Below are 15023 nucleotides of genomic sequence, written 5' to 3'. Positions count from 1 at the left end.
TAACTACAATCACCAATGACTTTGTAACTATACCTTTCGAGTTAGCCATGCAGCGCGACGCCCTCCTCACTCAGGATGAGCTGGATTTCATCCAGACCATGCAGCACAACCCGCAACTGAACGTGCGGGATGCGACGTCGAGTCTGCTGGTTAACGGCGGTTCGCAAATCCGTGATTTGCTCACGCGCCTGGCCGCTCACGAGCAAGTGACCATTCAGGCCAACTTCGAAAATCAGCAAATGACCTTCCCGTTGCATCTGGTCGAAGACGAGTTTCACGCGTTGCACCTGCGTCTCGGCGTACCGAGTATTTACGAAGACGGCCCGATGGTGCGGCCATGGCGTTTGACTCTCGAAGAGCCGGTAGCTCTGGAAAACGCCAAAGGTCAGCCGGGCACGTTGTGGGTCCACGAGGTTTCGCACAAAGGTGTGCTGCTGGAAGTGCGCAACAAGACCAAACCGCCCAAGCATTTCGCGCTGTGGTTCAGCCCTTCGGGTTACGAGCGGATTTCATTGCGCGGCAATTTCGAACGGGAAACCGAGAGCGGTTTCTACGCCTACGAACTGAGCCAGACCGACACCGATGAAACCGAGCGTCTGCGCCAGTTCATCCTGCAGCAACATCGCCTGACGCATCCTGCCCTTCACACCTGAGTTTCAGGTATCCAGATTGCCGGCCAGAAACTGCAGCATGCGCTGACGCATGTTCGCGCCTTCATTGCCCAGGCAAGCAACAGAGGATCCGGCCAAGCTGTCCTGTGCCAGATCTGAAGCGTCGCCCGCCAGCATCAACTGACAATCGAGACTCAATGCCAACCGATTCAAACGCCGAGGCAATTCGGCGCTGGGCGCGTGATTGGAAAACAGCACGAGTGCATCAGGTTTGATCTTTTCGCAAACCAACGTCAGCTCATCGAATGGCTGACCTGTGGTCAGCACCCGAACACCGGAATTGCTGTCGCTGAGAAACAGCGCCGCCACCAACAACTCCAGCTCTCGACATTGCCCGGCCAGCGCGCTGACGATCACTCGGCGCGGTTGCGTACCACGCAGCATGACGATCCGCTGCAATACCCGCGCCCGCAGGAATCCATCGAAGAACAACCACTCGCTGGTTTGCCCGAAAGCCTCCTGGCGCTGCAACAATTGCAGCCACAAAGGCATGAGGATGTCCTGAAACACCACCGGCAATGAGTATGAAGAGAAAATCTGCCCATAGACGCGGTCCAGTTGCTGGTCGTCGAACGCACTGACCGCCTGCTGGATCTGCTCCTGCCATTGCAGGTAATCCGCCTGCACCAAGTCATCCGGGATGATGTGCGCCAATACTTTCATCGGTTCGGTCTTGGCGAGGATCTTGCCGACCTTGCTCACGGCGACACCGCGATCAATCCAGTCGACGATGCTGCGCACGCGCTCGATATCGGTCATCGAATAGAGCCGATGCCCACTTTCGGTGCGTGTCGGCTGAATCAGACCATAGCGCCGCTCCCACGCGCGCAAGGTCACCGGGTTTACACCTGTCAGGCGTGCGACCTCACGGATAGGGAACAGATCCTCGCGCTCGAGCGCAGAAGATGTCTGCGCAGCAGGCTTTGCGTCCGTGATGACAGGCATAGGCTGTTCAACTTCCATGTCGGAGAGATTTGGATCCCATTCTAACGCTTATGCCCCGATTGCGATCAAGTGCAGAAATGCGACGAAAGTCGCTGGTTTAATCGGGAAAAACCGGAATAATCCTTGCTTGTTGAAAAACGCAGGCCTCTACCCCGGCCCTGCGTCAGGCGAAACTCCTACCCGGAGCGACGCAAATGAAATACGGAGATACATAATGTCTACTTCCCCTGTCACGCTGATGGTTGCCCGTCGCGTCGCTGATGGCCGTTATCAGGACTTGATCGCCTGGCTGCGCGAAGGCGAACAACTGGCCACTGATTTCCCCGGTTACCTGGGCTCTGGCGTGCTCGCTCCGCCGCCCGGCGATAACGAATTCCAGATCATCTTCCGCTTTGTCGATGAGCAGACGTTGCATGCGTGGGAACATTCGGTTTCACGTACCGCGTGGCTGAGCCGTGGCAGCGACCTGTTTGCCCACCCGAAAGAACATCGAGTCAGTGGCATCGAAGGCTGGTTCGGCGCTGCCGGGCAACGTCCTCCACGGTGGAAACAGGCCGTCGCGATCTGGCTGGCGTTCTTTCCGGTGTCACTGCTGTTCAACTTTGTCCTCGGCCCGTTGCTCGCAGAACTGAGCCTGTTGCCGCGTATGTTGATCAGCACGGCGTGCCTGACGCCGTTGATGGTTTACTTCTTTATTCCATTGTCGACCCGATTGCTGGCGAACTGGCTGAACAGTACGCCGGTACGACTGCCTGTTTCGGCGACACCTCAGAAACATTAAAGATCGCAGCCTCGTTGCACTCGACAGCTCCTGCTGGACTGAACACAGACCAGGGTAGGTGCTGTCGCAGGCTGCGATCTTTTCAGGCTCGTCGCTGTTATAGTTTTTGCTCCAACCGCGATGCGAGCCGTTCATGCCTGATTCCTCAGCCCCGATCCTCATCACCGGTGCCGGCCAGCGTGTCGGCCTGCATTGTGCGCAGCGGCTGCTCGAGGATGGCTATCGCGTCATCTTCACTTACCGCAGCGAACGCCCCGGCGTGCAAACGCTGCGCGATCTGGGCGCCCTCGGCCTGTTCGCCGACTTTTCCAGCGAAGCCGCGATTCTCGCTTTCATCGCCGAACTGAAAACCCACACCGACAGCTTGCGCGCCATCGTGCACAACGCCTCCGAGTGGCTGGCCGAAACCCCGGGCAGCGAAGCCGAAGCCTTCACGCGCATGTTCAATCTGCACATGCTCGCACCGTACCTGATCAACCTGCACTGCAGTGAACTGCTAAAGCACTCTACGCCCGCCGACATCATTCATATCAGCGACGATGTCACCCGCAAGGGCAGCAGCAAGCACATTGGCTATTGCGCCAGCAAAGCCGGGCTCGACAGCCTGACCCTGTCCTTCGCCGCCCGCTATGCGCCGACCATCAAGGTCAACGGCATCGCCCCGGCCCTGCTATTGTTCAATCCCGACGACGACGCGGCGTACCGCGCCAAGGCACTGGCCAAGTCCGCGCTGGGCATCGAACCCGGCAGCGAAGTGATCTACCAGAGCCTGCGCTATCTGCTCGACAACCCTTATGTCACCGGTACGACCCTGACCGTCAACGGCGGAAGGCACGTCAAATAACACCTGCCTGCGAGGCTGCCCATGACCCGCTCACTGCCCGAGAATTACCGCGAAATCCTCATTGGCCTCGGTGAAGATCCCGACCGCGAAGGACTGCAAGACACCCCGGTGCGCGCGGCCAAGGCCATGCAATACCTGTGTCACGGTTACGAGCAAAGCGTCGATGAGATCGTCAACGGCGCGCTGTTTGCCTCGGACAGTGACGAGATGATCATCGTCGCCGACATCGAGTTGTACTCTTTGTGCGAACATCACTTGCTGCCCTTCATCGGCAAGGCCCATGTGGCTTATATTCCGACGGGCAAGGTGCTGGGTCTGTCGAAAATCGCGCGACTGGTGGACATGTTCGCCCGACGCCTGCAGATTCAGGAAAACCTCACCCGGCAAATTGCCGATGCGGTGCAACAGGTCACCGATGCCGCCGGCGTCGCGGTCGTCATTGAGGCCAGACACATGTGCATGATGATGCGCGGTGTCGAGAAACAGAATTCGACCATGAACACCTCGGTCATGCTCGGCGCGTTCCGCGAGTCGAGCAACACCCGCCAGGAGTTCCTGCAATTGATTGGACGGAGCAAGTAAATGCCACAACTTCAGCCGGGAATGGCGCGCATCCGGGTCAAGGATCTGCGCTTGCGCACCTTTATCGGGATCAACGAGGACGAAATCCTCAACAAGCAGGATGTGCTGATCAACCTGACCATTCTGTACGCCGCGCAGGAAGCGGTGCGTGACAATGATATCGACCACGCGCTGAATTACCGCACGATCACCAAAGCGATCATCGCCCACGTCGAGGGCAACCGCTTTGCGCTGCTCGAACGCCTGACGCAGGAATTGCTCGACCTGGTGATGAGCAACGGTTCAGTGCTGTATGCCGAAGTCGAAGTCGACAAGCCGCACGCGCTGCGTTTTGCCGAGTCGGTGTCAATCACGCTTGCAGCGAACCGCTAGCTTCAAGCTTCAAGCGGCAAGCTGTAAACTTCGTATCACCGCCACCCATTTTGCAGCTTGAAGCTCGTCGCTTGAAGCTGTCTCGCAGAGACTCCCATGAACGAGCAACAACGCCTCGAACTCGAAGCTGCCGCCTTCCGCCGGCTGGTCGCCCACCTGGACAGCCGCAAGGACGTGCAGAACATCGATCTGATGAACCTTGCCGGGTTCTGCCGCAACTGCCTGTCGAAGTGGTACAAGGCCGAAGCCGACGAGCGCCAGATCGAGATCAGCCTCGACGACGCCCGCGAAGTGGTTTACGGCATGCCGTACGCCGAGTGGAAAGCCCAATTTCAGCAAGAAGCCAACGCCGAGCAACAAGCCGCGTTCGCCAAAGGAAAAACCCATGAGTGATCTGAACACCCTGCGCGCCAGCCTCAAGAGCGGCGAACACGCTTTCGCCGACACGCTGGCCTTCATCGCCGCCGGTTACGACTATCAGCCGCAGGCGTTCAACAACGGTGGCGTGGAAAACGCCGCCGGGCAGAACGAAGGTTCTTGCAAGACCCTGGGTCTGGCACTGCTGGAAGGCCTGAGCGATGAAGACGCGCTGCTGGCGTTCGGCGAGCATTACCGCTCGGTAGTGGCGACGCCTGAGGGCAGTGATCACGGCAATATCCGTGCGTTGATCCAGCACGGTCTGGCCGGCGTCAAATTCACCGCTCAACCCCTGACCCGCCGCTGATTCCTCTATCCACACAAAATCCCTGTGGGAGCGAGCCTGCTCGCGAATACGGACTGACATTCAACATTGATGTCGACGGATACACCGCATTCGCGAGCAGGCTCGCTCCCACATTTGATCTGTGGTGACTGTGATTCTCGGGCACAAAAAAACCGGCCAATCTGGCCGGTTTTTTTATGTCTGCGATTTAGAACGAAGCGTTCTGCAGACCGTCCAGGTAACGCTCGGTATCCAGTGCCGCCATGCAGCCAGCGCCGGCCGAGGTGATCGCCTGGCGGTAAACGTGGTCAGCCACGTCACCGGCAGCGAAGATGCCTTCGACGCTGGTCGCCGTAGCATTGCCTTCACGGCCGCCGTGCACTACCAGATAACCGTCTTTGAGGGTCAACTGGCCTTCGAACAGCGAGGTGTTCGGGGTGTGGCCGATGGCGATGAACACGCCGTCGACGGTGATTTCGTCGAAGCTGCCATCGTTGTTCTTCAGACGCGCACCGGTCACGCCCATGTTGTCGCCCAGCACTTCGTCGAGGTTGGCGTTCAACTTGAGGATGATCTTGCCTTCTGCGACGCGAGCGTTGAGCTTGTCGATCAGGATCTTCTCGGCGCGGAAGGTTTCGCGACGGTGGATCAGGGTCACGGTGCTGGCGATGTTGGCCAGGTACAGTGCTTCTTCAACAGCGGTGTTGCCGCCGCCGACCACTGCAACAGGCTTGTTGCGGTAGAAGAAACCGTCGCAGGTCGCGCAGGCCGAAACGCCTTTGCCCATGAACGCTTCTTCCGACGGCAGGCCCAGATAGCGCGCGCTGGCGCCGGTGGCGATGATCAGGGCGTCGCAGGTGTAGGTCGCGCTGTCGCCGGTCAGGGTGTACGGCTTGGCAGCAAAGTCCACGGCGTTGATGTGATCGAAAACGATCTCGGTTTCAAAACGCTCGGCGTGCTCGCGCATCCGCTCCATCAGGGCTGGACCGGTCAGACCGTGCACATCGCCCGGCCAGTTGTCGACTTCAGTAGTGGTGGTCAGTTGACCGCCAGCCTGCATGCCGGTGATCAGCAGTGGCTTGAGGTTGGCGCGGGCCGCGTATACCGCAGCGCTGTAACCGGCTGGGCCGGAACCGAGAATAATCACTCGCGAATGACGGACTTCAGACATGACCTGCTCCTGTTGACCGGGCCGAAAAACTGGCACGGATCGCCGGACTGCCGGCGGGAATAAAAAAGGACCGTGGAAAACCTTGGGGAAGGCTTGAGCTCGACAGTCCTGTAAAAAGTTGGGTGCAGCGTATCGAGGGGGGCAAGATTAAGGAAATACGGTTTAACAATCCAGCTCATAGGTGGTCTCTATGCCGACACACTGACGAGATGGACGTCTTTGTTACAGTGAATGTCGATCGCTCTACCGTGCTTTCGCCGTCGTTGCAAAGTCGGTAAGGTCGGCGCGTTTTCCCTTGCTCGGAGCACCTTATGCCCGCCCCTGTTCTGTCCGGCCCGCAATACCTGCGCGAAGGCCTCAAACTGGTTCTCAGCCCCGGCCTGCGCCTGTTCGTGTTGTTGCCGCTGGCGATCAACCTGGTGCTGTTCGTCGGATTGATTTATCTGGCCGGCCACCAGTTCAGTCTATGGGTCGATACGCTGATGCCATCGCTGCCCGAATGGCTGAGCTTCCTCAGTTACATCCTCTGGCCACTGTTTGTAGTGCTAGTGGCGCTGATGGTGTTCTTTACTTTCACTATGCTGGCCAACGTAATCGCCGCACCGTTCAACGGCTTCCTCGCGGAAAAAGTCGAAGTGGTGGTACGCGGCACTGATGACTTCCCGGCGTTCAGCTGGGGCGAACTGATCGCGATGGTCCCGCGCACCTTGGCCCGGGAAATGCGCAAACTCGGCTACTTCCTGCCACGGGCGATCGGACTGTTCATTCTCTCGTTCATCCCGGTGGTGAATATCGTTGCTGCACCGCTGTGGCTGTTATTCGGCGTGTGGATGATGGCGATCCAGTACATCGACTACCCGGCGGATAACCACAAACTGGGCTGGAACGAAATGCTTGCCTGGTTGCGGCAAAAGCGCTGGCAGAGCATGAGCTTTGGCGGGATCGTCTATCTGGTGCTGCTGATTCCGGTGGTCAACATCCTGATGATGCCGGCGGCGGTGGCCGGGGCGACGTTGTTCTGGGTGCGTGAGCGCGGTGCCGAGGTGCTGGCTCAGGAAAAGGCCTGAGCCAGACGCTGTGGTTTTGCCGCTGCCTCAGTGGAAAAAGCTCCACGTCCCGATCAGCACCAATGCCCACAGGGCGATGCCTGGAACGATGATCAAAAAATTCCAGGCATTCAGGCGGTTGTTGCCCAAACCTTGCGGATCGTTGGCGGCCAGGTTGATCAGTTGCTGGCCTTCACTGGCGACATAAGCTCTGAGTGGCAGCAGTGCCATAGCAAACAAACTCAGGTACAACAAGCCTTCGAAATGGCTCGATAGTTTATCGAGCACCACTGCAAGCAACGTCAATACCACAAACACCGTTGCCCACTGCTCAAGATCCCAGCTGGATTTTCGACCGCTGTCGTGAATCGTCTTGTCTGCATGACGATACAGCCTGTGCACGAAAAATATATAGAAGATACCGCGCGCCACTGGCCACAGCTCTTCCTGCGTCCGCTGCTTGTACAGGCTCCAGTTTTTGTACGACCAATAATAGAAATACAGGCCAAAACTGAGCACCGACAGCAGAATGAATTTCCATCTGGCAACCACGTAAAATCCCGCAGCCTGCACATCTTCGTTCAACAGATTCGCCTCAGGGGAAGCGTAGACATTTTCCGCCATAGCCATTTCCTTGGTTCAAACGTTCAATCAAGGCTAACGACCGACTGGCGAAAATATTGAGCCCAGCGGGGCCAGTGGCTGTCATCAATCCATCATCAACTCGACACAATGACGACATGGCCTCAGTCGACACTGGGGTCATGACGACAGCTCTACATATCACTCTGATCAGCGAAACCTTCCCACCGGAAATCAACGGCGTGGCCAATACCCTTGGCCGCTTGTGCGATGGACTGCGCGCGCGTGGGCATCAGGTTGAACTGGTGCGGCCGCGTCAGGCCGGTGATCCGCAGCGCAGTGAAGATGACGCGCTGCTACTGTGTAGGGGCTGGCCGTTGCCGGGATATCCGGGGCTGCAATGGGGTCAGTCGTCGATGCACAAACTGCTGCGGCGCTGGAAGCGCCAGCGTCCCGACGTGTTGTACATCGCCACGGAAGGCCCGCTCGGGTTGTCGGCGCTGCGTGCGGCGCGCCGTTTGGGGATATCGGTGGTCAGCGGTTTTCACACCAATTTTCAGCAATACACCAGCCAATACGGGCTCGGTCTGCTGACGCGGATGCTCACGCATTATCTGCGCTGGTTTCACAATCGCTCGGCCATGACGCTGGTGCCGAGCGTCAGCCAGCGCCTGGAACTGGAACGGCGGCATTTCGAGCGCTTGGCGCTGTTGTCGCGCGGGGTCGACAGCCAGTTGTTTCATCCGAGCAAACGGCTGAACGCCTTGCGTGAGCAATGGGGCCTGTCCGAGCAGGACATTGCAGTGATTCACGTAGGACGACTCGCGCCGGAGAAGAACCTTGGCCTGCTAAAACGCTGCTTCGAAAAACTGCGCGACACTTATCCACAGCGCAATCTGAAACTGATCGTCGTCGGCGACGGGCCGCAGCGGCTAGCGCTGGAAAAGGATGTGCCCGAGGCGATTTTCTGCGGCGCGCAACGCGGTGAAGCGTTGGCGGCGCACTATGCGTCTGGTGATTTGTTTCTATTTCCGAGTCTGACCGAAACCTTCGGTAATGTGGTGCTGGAGGCGCTGGCATCCGGGCTGGGTGTGGTGGCTTACGATCAGGCTGCGGCGGCGCAGCATATTCGCCATGGCTACAACGGCGTGCTGGCGATGCCTGGTGATGAGCCAGCCTTTTGCGAGGCGGCGGCATGGTTGCTGGAAGAGGATGAGAGGTTGCGCTGCGTGCGCCTGAATGCGCGGCAGCATGCGAGTCGCCAGGGCTGGCCGGCGGTTATCGAGCAGTTTGAAAAGCATTTGCGCGGGGCTTGTGTAGGGGAGCAAGTGGTGCCGAATGCGCAGACATTGCCCTGATTCTCTGCTGACGTTAGAACCGCCTTCGCGAGCAAGCTCGCTCCCACAGGGGATCTCCAGTGAACACAAATTTTGTGAACAGCAGAGAAACCTGTGGGAGCGAGCTTGCTCGCGAAGGGGTCAGTGAGAGCGCCGCTTAAACCAGCGTCATCAACGCCTCACGGCTGAACGGCAAAATATCCTGTTCACGCCCTTCGCGGACTTTCTGCGCCCAATCCGGATCGACCAGCAACGCACGCCCCACCGCCACCAGATCGAACTCCTCTTTATTCAGACGCTCCAGCAGATTCTCCAGACTGGCCGGTTGTGCGACCTTGTCGGTGTTGACCATGAATTGCAGGAACTCGCCATCAAGGCCAACACTGCCAACGGTGATGGTCGGCTTGCCGGTGAGTTTGCGGGTCCAGCCGGCCAGGTTCAGCTCGGAACCGTCAAATTCCGGCTCCCAGAAGCGGCGCGTCGAGCAGTGGAAAATATCCACGCCAGCGTCAGACAGCGGCTTGAGGAATTCGCCCAGCGCTTGCGGGGTTTGCACCAGACGCGCCGTGTAGTCCTGCTGTTTCCATTGCGAGAAACGGAAGATGATCGGGAAGCCTTCACCGACCGCCGCACGCACGGCTTGAATCAATTCAATGGCGAAACGCGAACGGTTGGCCAGGCTGCCACCGTATTCGTCGGTGCGCTGGTTGCTGCCCTCCCAGAAAAACTGGTCGATCAGGTAACCGTGGGCGCCGTGGATTTCCACGCCGTCCATGCCGATGCTCTGTGCATCTTTGGCCGCTTGGGCGAAGGCTGCGATCACATCCTGAATGTCTTGTTTAGTCATGCCGTGCACCACGACCTGACCGTCCTTGATTTTTTCCGACGGACCGTAACCCGGCACGCTGGCGTCCGGCTCGGTGCCGATGCGACGCACGCTGCCCACATGCCACAGTTGCGGAACGATCTTGCCCCCTTCGGCGTGAACCGCATCGACGACCTTCTTCCAGCCGGCCAATGGCGCGTCGCCAAAGAACTGCGGTACGTTCGGATAGCCATTGGAGGCAATGTGGCCGACGGTAGTGCCTTCGGTGATGATCAGGCCAACGCCGGCGGCCGCGCGACGACGGTAGTACTCAATGACTTTCGAATTAGGCACGCCGCCCGGGGAAAAGGAGCGAGTCATCGGCGCCATGACCACGCGGGTCGGCAGTTCGAGGGCACCGAGTTGGAACGGTTTGAACAGGGCTTGAACCGGCATTGGAAGGCTCCACAGGGAATGACTTTATGACGGCGATAATATGGACAGTCAAAGGCTTTGAACAGCACTATTGATTTGAATGATCAAGGATCAGAAACGAAAAGATCGCAGCACCGGCAGGCCCTTTAAGAGCTGCCGAAGGCTGCGATCTTTTGATCTTGCTGTTTCAGCTCAGCGCTTTTTCAATCGCATGCACAATGGTCGGATCATCCGGCGCCGTGCGCGGCGAGAACCGGGCCAGCACCCGGCCGTCCTTGCCGAGCAGAAACTTCTCGAAATTCCAGGTGATGTCCCCAGGAAACTCCGCCCCCTCGCCCGCCAGCAGACGGTAGAGCTGGTGACGATCATGACCGTTGACTTCGAGCTTGCTCGACAACGGGAATGTCACGCCATAGTTGAGGCTGCAGAAATCCTGAATTTCCTTTTCGCTGCCTGGTTCCTGGCCGGCAAACTGGTTGCACGGCAGGCCCAGCACGCTGAAACCTTTGCCTTTGTATTGCTGATAGAGGTTTTCCAGCGCCGCGTACTGTGGGGTCAAGCCGCATTTGGAGGCGACGTTGACCACCAGCACGACTTGGCCCTTGAACGGCGCCAGCGGTAGCTCCTGACCATCCAGGGCTGTCAACTTAAGGTCGTGAAAAGCACTCATGACGAACTCCAAGATTCCCGTGTTCTACTCGAAACAGCCACTTGGCGAGGTCACCAAGGACAGCCGCGGACTAAAAAGGCGCCCGCAGGCGCCTCTCCAGTACTCGAAGCTTAGCGCAGAAAATCAGTGGTGATGGCCACCTTCGCCATGGACGTGGCCATGAGCGATTTCTTCCTGGCTGGCATCACGGATGTCAACGATCTTCACTTTGAAGTTCAGGCGCTGACCGGCCAGTGGGTGGTTGCCATCAACGGTCACGTCATCGCCGTCGAGGTCACGGATGGTGACGATTTGCATCTGGCCGTCCGGCGCCGAAGCGTGGAACTGCATGCCGACTTCCAGCTCGTCAACGCCTTCGAACATGCTGCGGCTCAGGGTGCTGACCAGCTCAGCGGCGTATTCGCCGTAAGCGTCTTCCGGCTCAACGGAAACTTCCAGCTCGTCACCAACAGCTTTGCCATCCAGAGCTTTTTCCAGGCCCGGGATGATGTTGCCTGCGCCTTGCAGGTAGACCAGCGGAGCGCCGCCGGCGGAGCTGTCGATGACCTCACCAGCGTCGTTGGTCAGGGTATAGTCGATGGAGACAGCCTTATTGGCGGCGATCAGCATGGGGCGAGACCTTTTGCATAAGAATATAGAAAGGCCAAGTTTAGCGAAGCAATCGCGCGAAAGCGAACACAACCCGGACAAACGGGTTTCGACGATCGCAGCCTTTCATCAGGACGAGGACGGTCACTGGGTCGTCGAGCTTTCCTGTGGCCACACCCAGCACCTGCGCCATCAGCCGCCCTGGCAATCGCGCGCCTGGGTGCTGGACCCGGCGCAACGTATTGAAAAAATAGGCCAACCCTTTGCCTGCGGTTGGTGCGCACAAGGCTCGGTTAGCGATAACCTTGGCGACTGAATTTCGGTAGGTCGTCAGCTATAGGCGATCGCCATTGCCATGCAACTTTAGAGAATTCGCATGCAAACTTTTTTTATCGCGCCCACCGATTTTGGTGTGGGTCTGACCTCCATCAGCCTCGGGCTGGTGCGCACGCTTGAGCGAGCCGGGCTGAAAGTCGGTTTCTTCAAACCGATTGCCCAGCCGCATCCGGGTGACACCGGCCCCGAGCGTTCCACCGAACTGGTGGCGCGCACCCACGGGTTGAAACCGCCACAACCGTTGGGCCTGGCGCACGTCGAGCGGATGCTCGGCGACGGTCAGCTCGATGAGCTGCTCGAAGAAATCATCACGCTGTATCAGCAAGCCGCCATCGGCAAAGACGTGCTGGTCGTCGAAGGCATGGTGCCGACCCGCAGCGCCAGTTATGCCGCGCGGGTCAACTTGCACCTGGCCAAAAGCCTGGATGCCGAGGTGATTCTGGTCTCGGCGCCAGAAAACGAAGTACTCGCCGAACTCTCCGGCCGTGTCGAATTGCAGGCGCAATTGTTCGGCGGCCCGAAAGACCCGAAAGTCCTCGGGGTGATCCTCAACAAGGTCAAGACCGAAGAGAGCATGGACGCCTTCGCTGCGCGCCTGAAGGAGCATTCGCCGTTGCTGCGCAGCGGTGATTTCCGCCTGCTCGGCTGCATTCCCTATCAGCCGGAACTCAACGCACCACGTACCCGTGACGTTGCCGACCTGATGGGCGCACAAGTGCTTAATGCCGGTGATTACGAAACCCGCCGGATGACCAAAATCATCATCTGCGCGCGGACCATGCGCAACACCGTTGAGCTGCTCAAGCCCGGCGTGCTGGTGGTGACGCCGGGCGATCGCGACGACATCATCCTCGCCGTCAGTCTGGCAGCGATCAACGGCGTGCCGCTGGCAGGCCTGCTGCTGACCAGCGACACCCTGCCCGATCCGCGCATCATGGACCTCTGCCGTGGCGCGTTGCAGGCCGGTTTGCCGGTGCTATCGGTGAGTACTGGCTCCTACGACACCGCCAATCTGCTCAACGGCCTGAACAAGGAAATCCCGATTGACGACCGCGAGCGTGCGGAGATCATCACCGATTTCGTCGCCAGCCATCTCGACGCCAAATGGCTGCACCAGCGCTGTGGCACGCCACGGGAAATGCGCCTGTCGCCGGCGGTGTTCCGCTATCAGTTGATCCAGCGTGCGCAAGCGGCGAACAAACGCATCGTCCTGCCTGAAGGCAGCGAGCCGTTCACCGTGCAAGCGGCGGCGATCTGCCAGGAACGCGGGATCGCCCGTTGCGTGTTACTCGCCAAACCGGAAGATGTCGAAGCCGTGGCCCGCGCCCAAGGCATCGCCTTGCCGCCAGGGCTGGAGATTCTTGATCCAGACCTGATTCGCGAGCGCTACATCGAGCCGATGGTTGCCTTGCGCAAGACTAAAAGCCTCAACGCGCCGATGGCCGAACAGCAACTGGAAGACACCGTAGTGATCGGCACCATGATGCTGGCGCTGGACGAGGTCGACGGCCTGGTCTCGGGCGTGATCAACACCACTGCCAATACCATCCGCCCGGCTCTGCAATTGATCAAGACCGCGCCGGGCTGCACGCTGGTGTCATCGGTGTTCTTCATGCTCTTCCCGGAGGAAGTACTGGTCTACGGCGACTGCGTGATGAACCCGCACCCAAGCGCCACCGAACTGGCCGAGATTGCCCTGCAAAGCGCCGACTCGGCCGCAGCGTTCGGCATCACCCCGCGCGTGGCGATGATCAGTTACTCCAGCGGCGAATCGGCCACCGGTGAAGAAGTCGAGAAAGTGCGTGAAGCCACCCTGCTCGCCCACGAACAACAGCACTCACTGCTGATCGACGGCCCGCTGCAATACGACGCCGCGGCCAACGCCGAAGTCGCCCGGCAACTGGCACCGAACAGTCAGGTGGCCGGTCGCGCCACGGTGTTTGTGTTCCCCGATCTGAACACCGGCAACACCACGCACAAAGCCGTGCAACGCAGCGCTGATTGCGTCAGCCTCGGCCCAATGCTGCAAGGCCTGCGTAAACCGGTGAATGACTTGCCGCGTGGTGCGCAAGTCGATGACATCGTCTACACCATCGCCCTCACCGCGATTCAAGCCGCCAACCGACCTATGGATGTGTAAATGCTGGATTTTCTACCTGCACCCGTGCGCGGCGTGATCGCCTCGCTGCTGTTGGCACTCAACACCATTCTGCTGTGCTCGTTTCTGTTCTGCGTGGCGCTGATCAAAGTGCTGCCGTTCGACTTTGCCCGGCGTGCCTCGCTGTGGTTGATGAGCCACACCCACGAAGCGTGGATCAGCAATAACAAGGGCTGGATGAACCTGGTGCGCCGCACCCGCTGGCACATCAGCGGCCTGCAAGGTCTCGACTACCAGCACTCATACCTGATCACCAGCAATCACCAGAGCTGGGTGGATATTCTGGTGCTGCAATACGTGCTCAACCGAAAGATCCAGCCGCTGAAGTTCTTCCTCAAGCAGGAGCTGATCTGGGTGCCGGTGATCGGTCTGGCCTGGTGGGCACTGGGCTTTCCGTTCATGAAGCGCTACTCCAAGGCCTACCTGGCCAAGCATCCGGAGAAGAAAGGCAAAGACCTCGAAACCACCCGCAAGACGTGTGCGAAATTTCGCGATAACCCGGTGGGGATTTTCAACTTCGTCGAAGGCACACGCTTCACCGAAGGCAAGCATGCGCAGCAGCAGTCGCCGTTCAAATATCTGCTCAAGCCCAAGGCTGGCGGGATCGCCTTTGTGCTGGATGCAATGGGCGAGCAACTGGAGTCGATCGTCAACGTGACCATCCACTACCCGGCCGGGCGTCCGGGGTTCTGGGATTTGCTCTGCGGCAATGTGCGCGATGTGGTGGTGCACTTTGAAGAGCTGAAGATTCCCCAGCAGTTCATTGGCAAGAACTACGACCAGGACGGCGAGTATCGCCTGCAGTTCCAGGGCTGGATCAATCAACTGTGGCTGGACAAGGATGCGTTGCTCGAACAGATGCACCGCGAATACCCAGCCAAACACTGATCCCTTGTAGGAGTGAGCCTGCTCGCGATAGCGGTTGATCAGCCACCAACAATGTTGAATGACACACCGCTATCGCGAGCAGGCTCGCTCCCACAGTTTTGATCGCCGT

The 15023-nt window shown here is 58.9% G+C and carries 18 protein-coding genes; 12 read left to right on the top strand and 6 right to left on the bottom strand.

Annotation, left to right across the window (positions count from 1 at the left end; genetic code table 11):
• The first annotated feature begins 47 nt into the window (after positions 1 to 47).
• Positions 48 to 653, top strand: coding sequence for a hypothetical protein (locus AB4N74_RS28755; RefSeq protein ID WP_016987019.1), 606 nt, complete (start codon positions 48 to 50; stop codon positions 651 to 653).
• 3 nt (positions 654 to 656) lie between these two features.
• Here AB4N74_RS28755 and AB4N74_RS28750 read toward each other — a convergent pair whose 3' ends face one another.
• On the bottom strand, positions 657 to 1616 hold the full coding sequence (locus AB4N74_RS28750; protein ID WP_320335772.1) for a MerR family transcriptional regulator: 960 nt from the start codon (positions 1614 to 1616) through the stop codon (positions 657 to 659).
• A gap of 214 nt (positions 1617 to 1830) precedes the next feature.
• Between AB4N74_RS28750 and AB4N74_RS28745 the strand changes: the two genes are divergently transcribed.
• The 6 genes from AB4N74_RS28745 (at position 1831) to AB4N74_RS28720 (ending at position 4919) form a co-directional block, all read left to right on the top strand.
• Positions 1831 to 2397 carry an antibiotic biosynthesis monooxygenase gene (locus AB4N74_RS28745; protein WP_093436046.1) on the top strand — a complete coding sequence of 189 codons (567 nt, stop codon included), beginning with the start codon at positions 1831 to 1833 and terminating at the stop codon, positions 2395 to 2397.
• Positions 2398 to 2530: 133 nt separating this feature from the next.
• Positions 2531 to 3241 carry a dihydromonapterin reductase gene (gene folM / locus AB4N74_RS28740; protein ID WP_460097917.1) on the top strand — a complete coding sequence of 237 codons (711 nt, stop codon included), beginning with the start codon at positions 2531 to 2533 and terminating at the stop codon, positions 3239 to 3241.
• Positions 3242 to 3262: 21 nt separating this feature from the next.
• The gene (folE, locus tag AB4N74_RS28735; RefSeq protein WP_093436038.1) at positions 3263 to 3823 is read left to right on the top strand and encodes a GTP cyclohydrolase I FolE; all 561 of its coding nucleotides are present in this window, start codon (positions 3263 to 3265) and stop codon (positions 3821 to 3823) included.
• Positions 3824 to 4195, top strand: a complete 372-nt coding sequence (gene folX / locus AB4N74_RS28730) for a dihydroneopterin triphosphate 2'-epimerase (RefSeq protein ID WP_093436035.1) — start codon at positions 3824 to 3826, stop codon at positions 4193 to 4195.
• A gap of 96 nt (positions 4196 to 4291) precedes the next feature.
• Positions 4292 to 4588, top strand: a complete 297-nt coding sequence (locus tag AB4N74_RS28725; protein ID WP_093436032.1) for a DUF1244 domain-containing protein — start codon at positions 4292 to 4294, stop codon at positions 4586 to 4588.
• The gene (locus AB4N74_RS28720; RefSeq protein ID WP_093436028.1) at positions 4581 to 4919 is read left to right on the top strand and encodes a HopJ type III effector protein; all 339 of its coding nucleotides are present in this window, start codon (positions 4581 to 4583) and stop codon (positions 4917 to 4919) included. The genes AB4N74_RS28725 and AB4N74_RS28720 overlap by 8 nt, the downstream gene beginning before the upstream one ends.
• A gap of 187 nt (positions 4920 to 5106) precedes the next feature.
• Here the strand turns inward: AB4N74_RS28720 and trxB are convergent, their stop codons facing one another.
• Positions 5107 to 6069, bottom strand: a complete 963-nt coding sequence (gene trxB / locus AB4N74_RS28715) for a thioredoxin-disulfide reductase (RefSeq protein WP_007912350.1) — start codon at positions 6067 to 6069, stop codon at positions 5107 to 5109.
• Positions 6070 to 6380: 311 nt separating this feature from the next.
• Here trxB and cysZ point away from each other — a divergent pair, with 311 nt between their 5' ends.
• On the top strand, positions 6381 to 7136 hold the full coding sequence (gene cysZ, locus AB4N74_RS28710) for a sulfate transporter CysZ (RefSeq protein ID WP_064119384.1): 756 nt from the start codon (positions 6381 to 6383) through the stop codon (positions 7134 to 7136).
• Between the two features lie 27 nt (positions 7137 to 7163).
• On the opposite strand, the gene AB4N74_RS28705 is transcribed toward cysZ, so the two are convergent.
• The gene (locus AB4N74_RS28705) at positions 7164 to 7739 is read right to left on the bottom strand and encodes a hypothetical protein (RefSeq protein ID WP_414926663.1); all 576 of its coding nucleotides are present in this window, start codon (positions 7737 to 7739) and stop codon (positions 7164 to 7166) included.
• Positions 7740 to 7855: 116 nt separating this feature from the next.
• On the opposite strand from AB4N74_RS28705, the gene AB4N74_RS28700 reads away from it, so the two are divergent.
• Positions 7856 to 9055, top strand: a complete 1200-nt coding sequence (locus AB4N74_RS28700; protein ID WP_093436022.1) for a glycosyltransferase family 4 protein — start codon at positions 7856 to 7858, stop codon at positions 9053 to 9055.
• Positions 9056 to 9191: 136 nt separating this feature from the next.
• On the opposite strand, the gene AB4N74_RS28695 is transcribed toward AB4N74_RS28700, so the two are convergent.
• From AB4N74_RS28695 to AB4N74_RS28685, 3 genes are all read right to left on the bottom strand, one after another.
• Positions 9192 to 10295 (bottom strand): NADH:flavin oxidoreductase, encoded by a 1104-nt coding sequence (locus AB4N74_RS28695; protein ID WP_093436019.1) that lies wholly within the window; start codon positions 10293 to 10295, stop codon positions 9192 to 9194.
• Between the two features lie 166 nt (positions 10296 to 10461).
• The gene (locus AB4N74_RS28690; protein ID WP_093436016.1) at positions 10462 to 10944 is read right to left on the bottom strand and encodes a glutathione peroxidase; all 483 of its coding nucleotides are present in this window, start codon (positions 10942 to 10944) and stop codon (positions 10462 to 10464) included.
• Between the two features lie 123 nt (positions 10945 to 11067).
• Complete coding sequence (locus tag AB4N74_RS28685) at positions 11068 to 11553, bottom strand: FKBP-type peptidyl-prolyl cis-trans isomerase (RefSeq protein WP_008085027.1); 486 nt, start codon at positions 11551 to 11553, stop codon at positions 11068 to 11070.
• Here AB4N74_RS28685 and AB4N74_RS28680 point away from each other — a divergent pair.
• The 3 genes from AB4N74_RS28680 to AB4N74_RS28670 are packed head-to-tail and all read left to right on the top strand — an operon-like array spanning position 11522 to position 14914.
• Entirely contained in the window at positions 11522 to 11848 is a 327-nt protein-coding gene (locus tag AB4N74_RS28680; protein WP_320335777.1) for a DUF3565 domain-containing protein, read from the top strand. The genes AB4N74_RS28685 and AB4N74_RS28680 overlap by 32 nt on opposite strands.
• Positions 11849 to 11908: 60 nt before the next feature.
• Positions 11909 to 14008 (top strand): phosphate acetyltransferase, encoded by a 2100-nt coding sequence (pta, locus tag AB4N74_RS28675; protein WP_460097916.1) that lies wholly within the window; start codon positions 11909 to 11911, stop codon positions 14006 to 14008.
• Entirely contained in the window at positions 14009 to 14914 is a 906-nt protein-coding gene (locus AB4N74_RS28670) for an acyltransferase (RefSeq protein WP_460097915.1), read from the top strand.
• Positions 14915 to 15023 lie beyond the last annotated feature (109 nt).

The sequence above is a fragment of the Pseudomonas sp. H3_C08 genome, assembly GCF_054669455.1.
This window is presented reverse-complemented; position numbering and strand designations above follow the sequence as displayed.

Coding starts and splice junctions, on each gene's coding strand:
- AB4N74_RS28755 (WP_016987019.1), top strand. CDS start 48: ATGCAGCGCGACGCCCTCCTCACTCAGGATGAGCTGGATTTCATCCAG.
- AB4N74_RS28700 (WP_093436022.1), top strand. CDS start 7,856: ATGGCCTCAGTCGACACTGGGGTCATGACGACAGCTCTACATATCACT.
- AB4N74_RS28690 (WP_093436016.1), bottom strand. CDS start 10,944: ATGAGTGCTTTTCACGACCTTAAGTTGACAGCCCTGGATGGTCAGGAG.
- folE (WP_093436038.1), top strand. CDS start 3,263: ATGACCCGCTCACTGCCCGAGAATTACCGCGAAATCCTCATTGGCCTC.
- AB4N74_RS28670 (WP_460097915.1), top strand. CDS start 14,009: ATGCTGGATTTTCTACCTGCACCCGTGCGCGGCGTGATCGCCTCGCTG.
- AB4N74_RS28680 (WP_320335777.1), top strand. CDS start 11,522: ATGGAGACAGCCTTATTGGCGGCGATCAGCATGGGGCGAGACCTTTTG.
- AB4N74_RS28685 (WP_008085027.1), bottom strand. CDS start 11,553: ATGCTGATCGCCGCCAATAAGGCTGTCTCCATCGACTATACCCTGACC.
- trxB (WP_007912350.1), bottom strand. CDS start 6,069: ATGTCTGAAGTCCGTCATTCGCGAGTGATTATTCTCGGTTCCGGCCCA.
- AB4N74_RS28745 (WP_093436046.1), top strand. CDS start 1,831: ATGTCTACTTCCCCTGTCACGCTGATGGTTGCCCGTCGCGTCGCTGAT.
- pta (WP_460097916.1), top strand. CDS start 11,909: ATGCAAACTTTTTTTATCGCGCCCACCGATTTTGGTGTGGGTCTGACC.
- cysZ (WP_064119384.1), top strand. CDS start 6,381: ATGCCCGCCCCTGTTCTGTCCGGCCCGCAATACCTGCGCGAAGGCCTC.
- folM (WP_460097917.1), top strand. CDS start 2,531: ATGCCTGATTCCTCAGCCCCGATCCTCATCACCGGTGCCGGCCAGCGT.
- AB4N74_RS28725 (WP_093436032.1), top strand. CDS start 4,292: ATGAACGAGCAACAACGCCTCGAACTCGAAGCTGCCGCCTTCCGCCGG.
- AB4N74_RS28750 (WP_320335772.1), bottom strand. CDS start 1,616: ATGCCTGTCATCACGGACGCAAAGCCTGCTGCGCAGACATCTTCTGCG.
- AB4N74_RS28695 (WP_093436019.1), bottom strand. CDS start 10,295: ATGCCGGTTCAAGCCCTGTTCAAACCGTTCCAACTCGGTGCCCTCGAA.
- AB4N74_RS28720 (WP_093436028.1), top strand. CDS start 4,581: ATGAGTGATCTGAACACCCTGCGCGCCAGCCTCAAGAGCGGCGAACAC.
- AB4N74_RS28705 (WP_414926663.1), bottom strand. CDS start 7,739: ATGGCGGAAAATGTCTACGCTTCCCCTGAGGCGAATCTGTTGAACGAA.
- folX (WP_093436035.1), top strand. CDS start 3,824: ATGCCACAACTTCAGCCGGGAATGGCGCGCATCCGGGTCAAGGATCTG.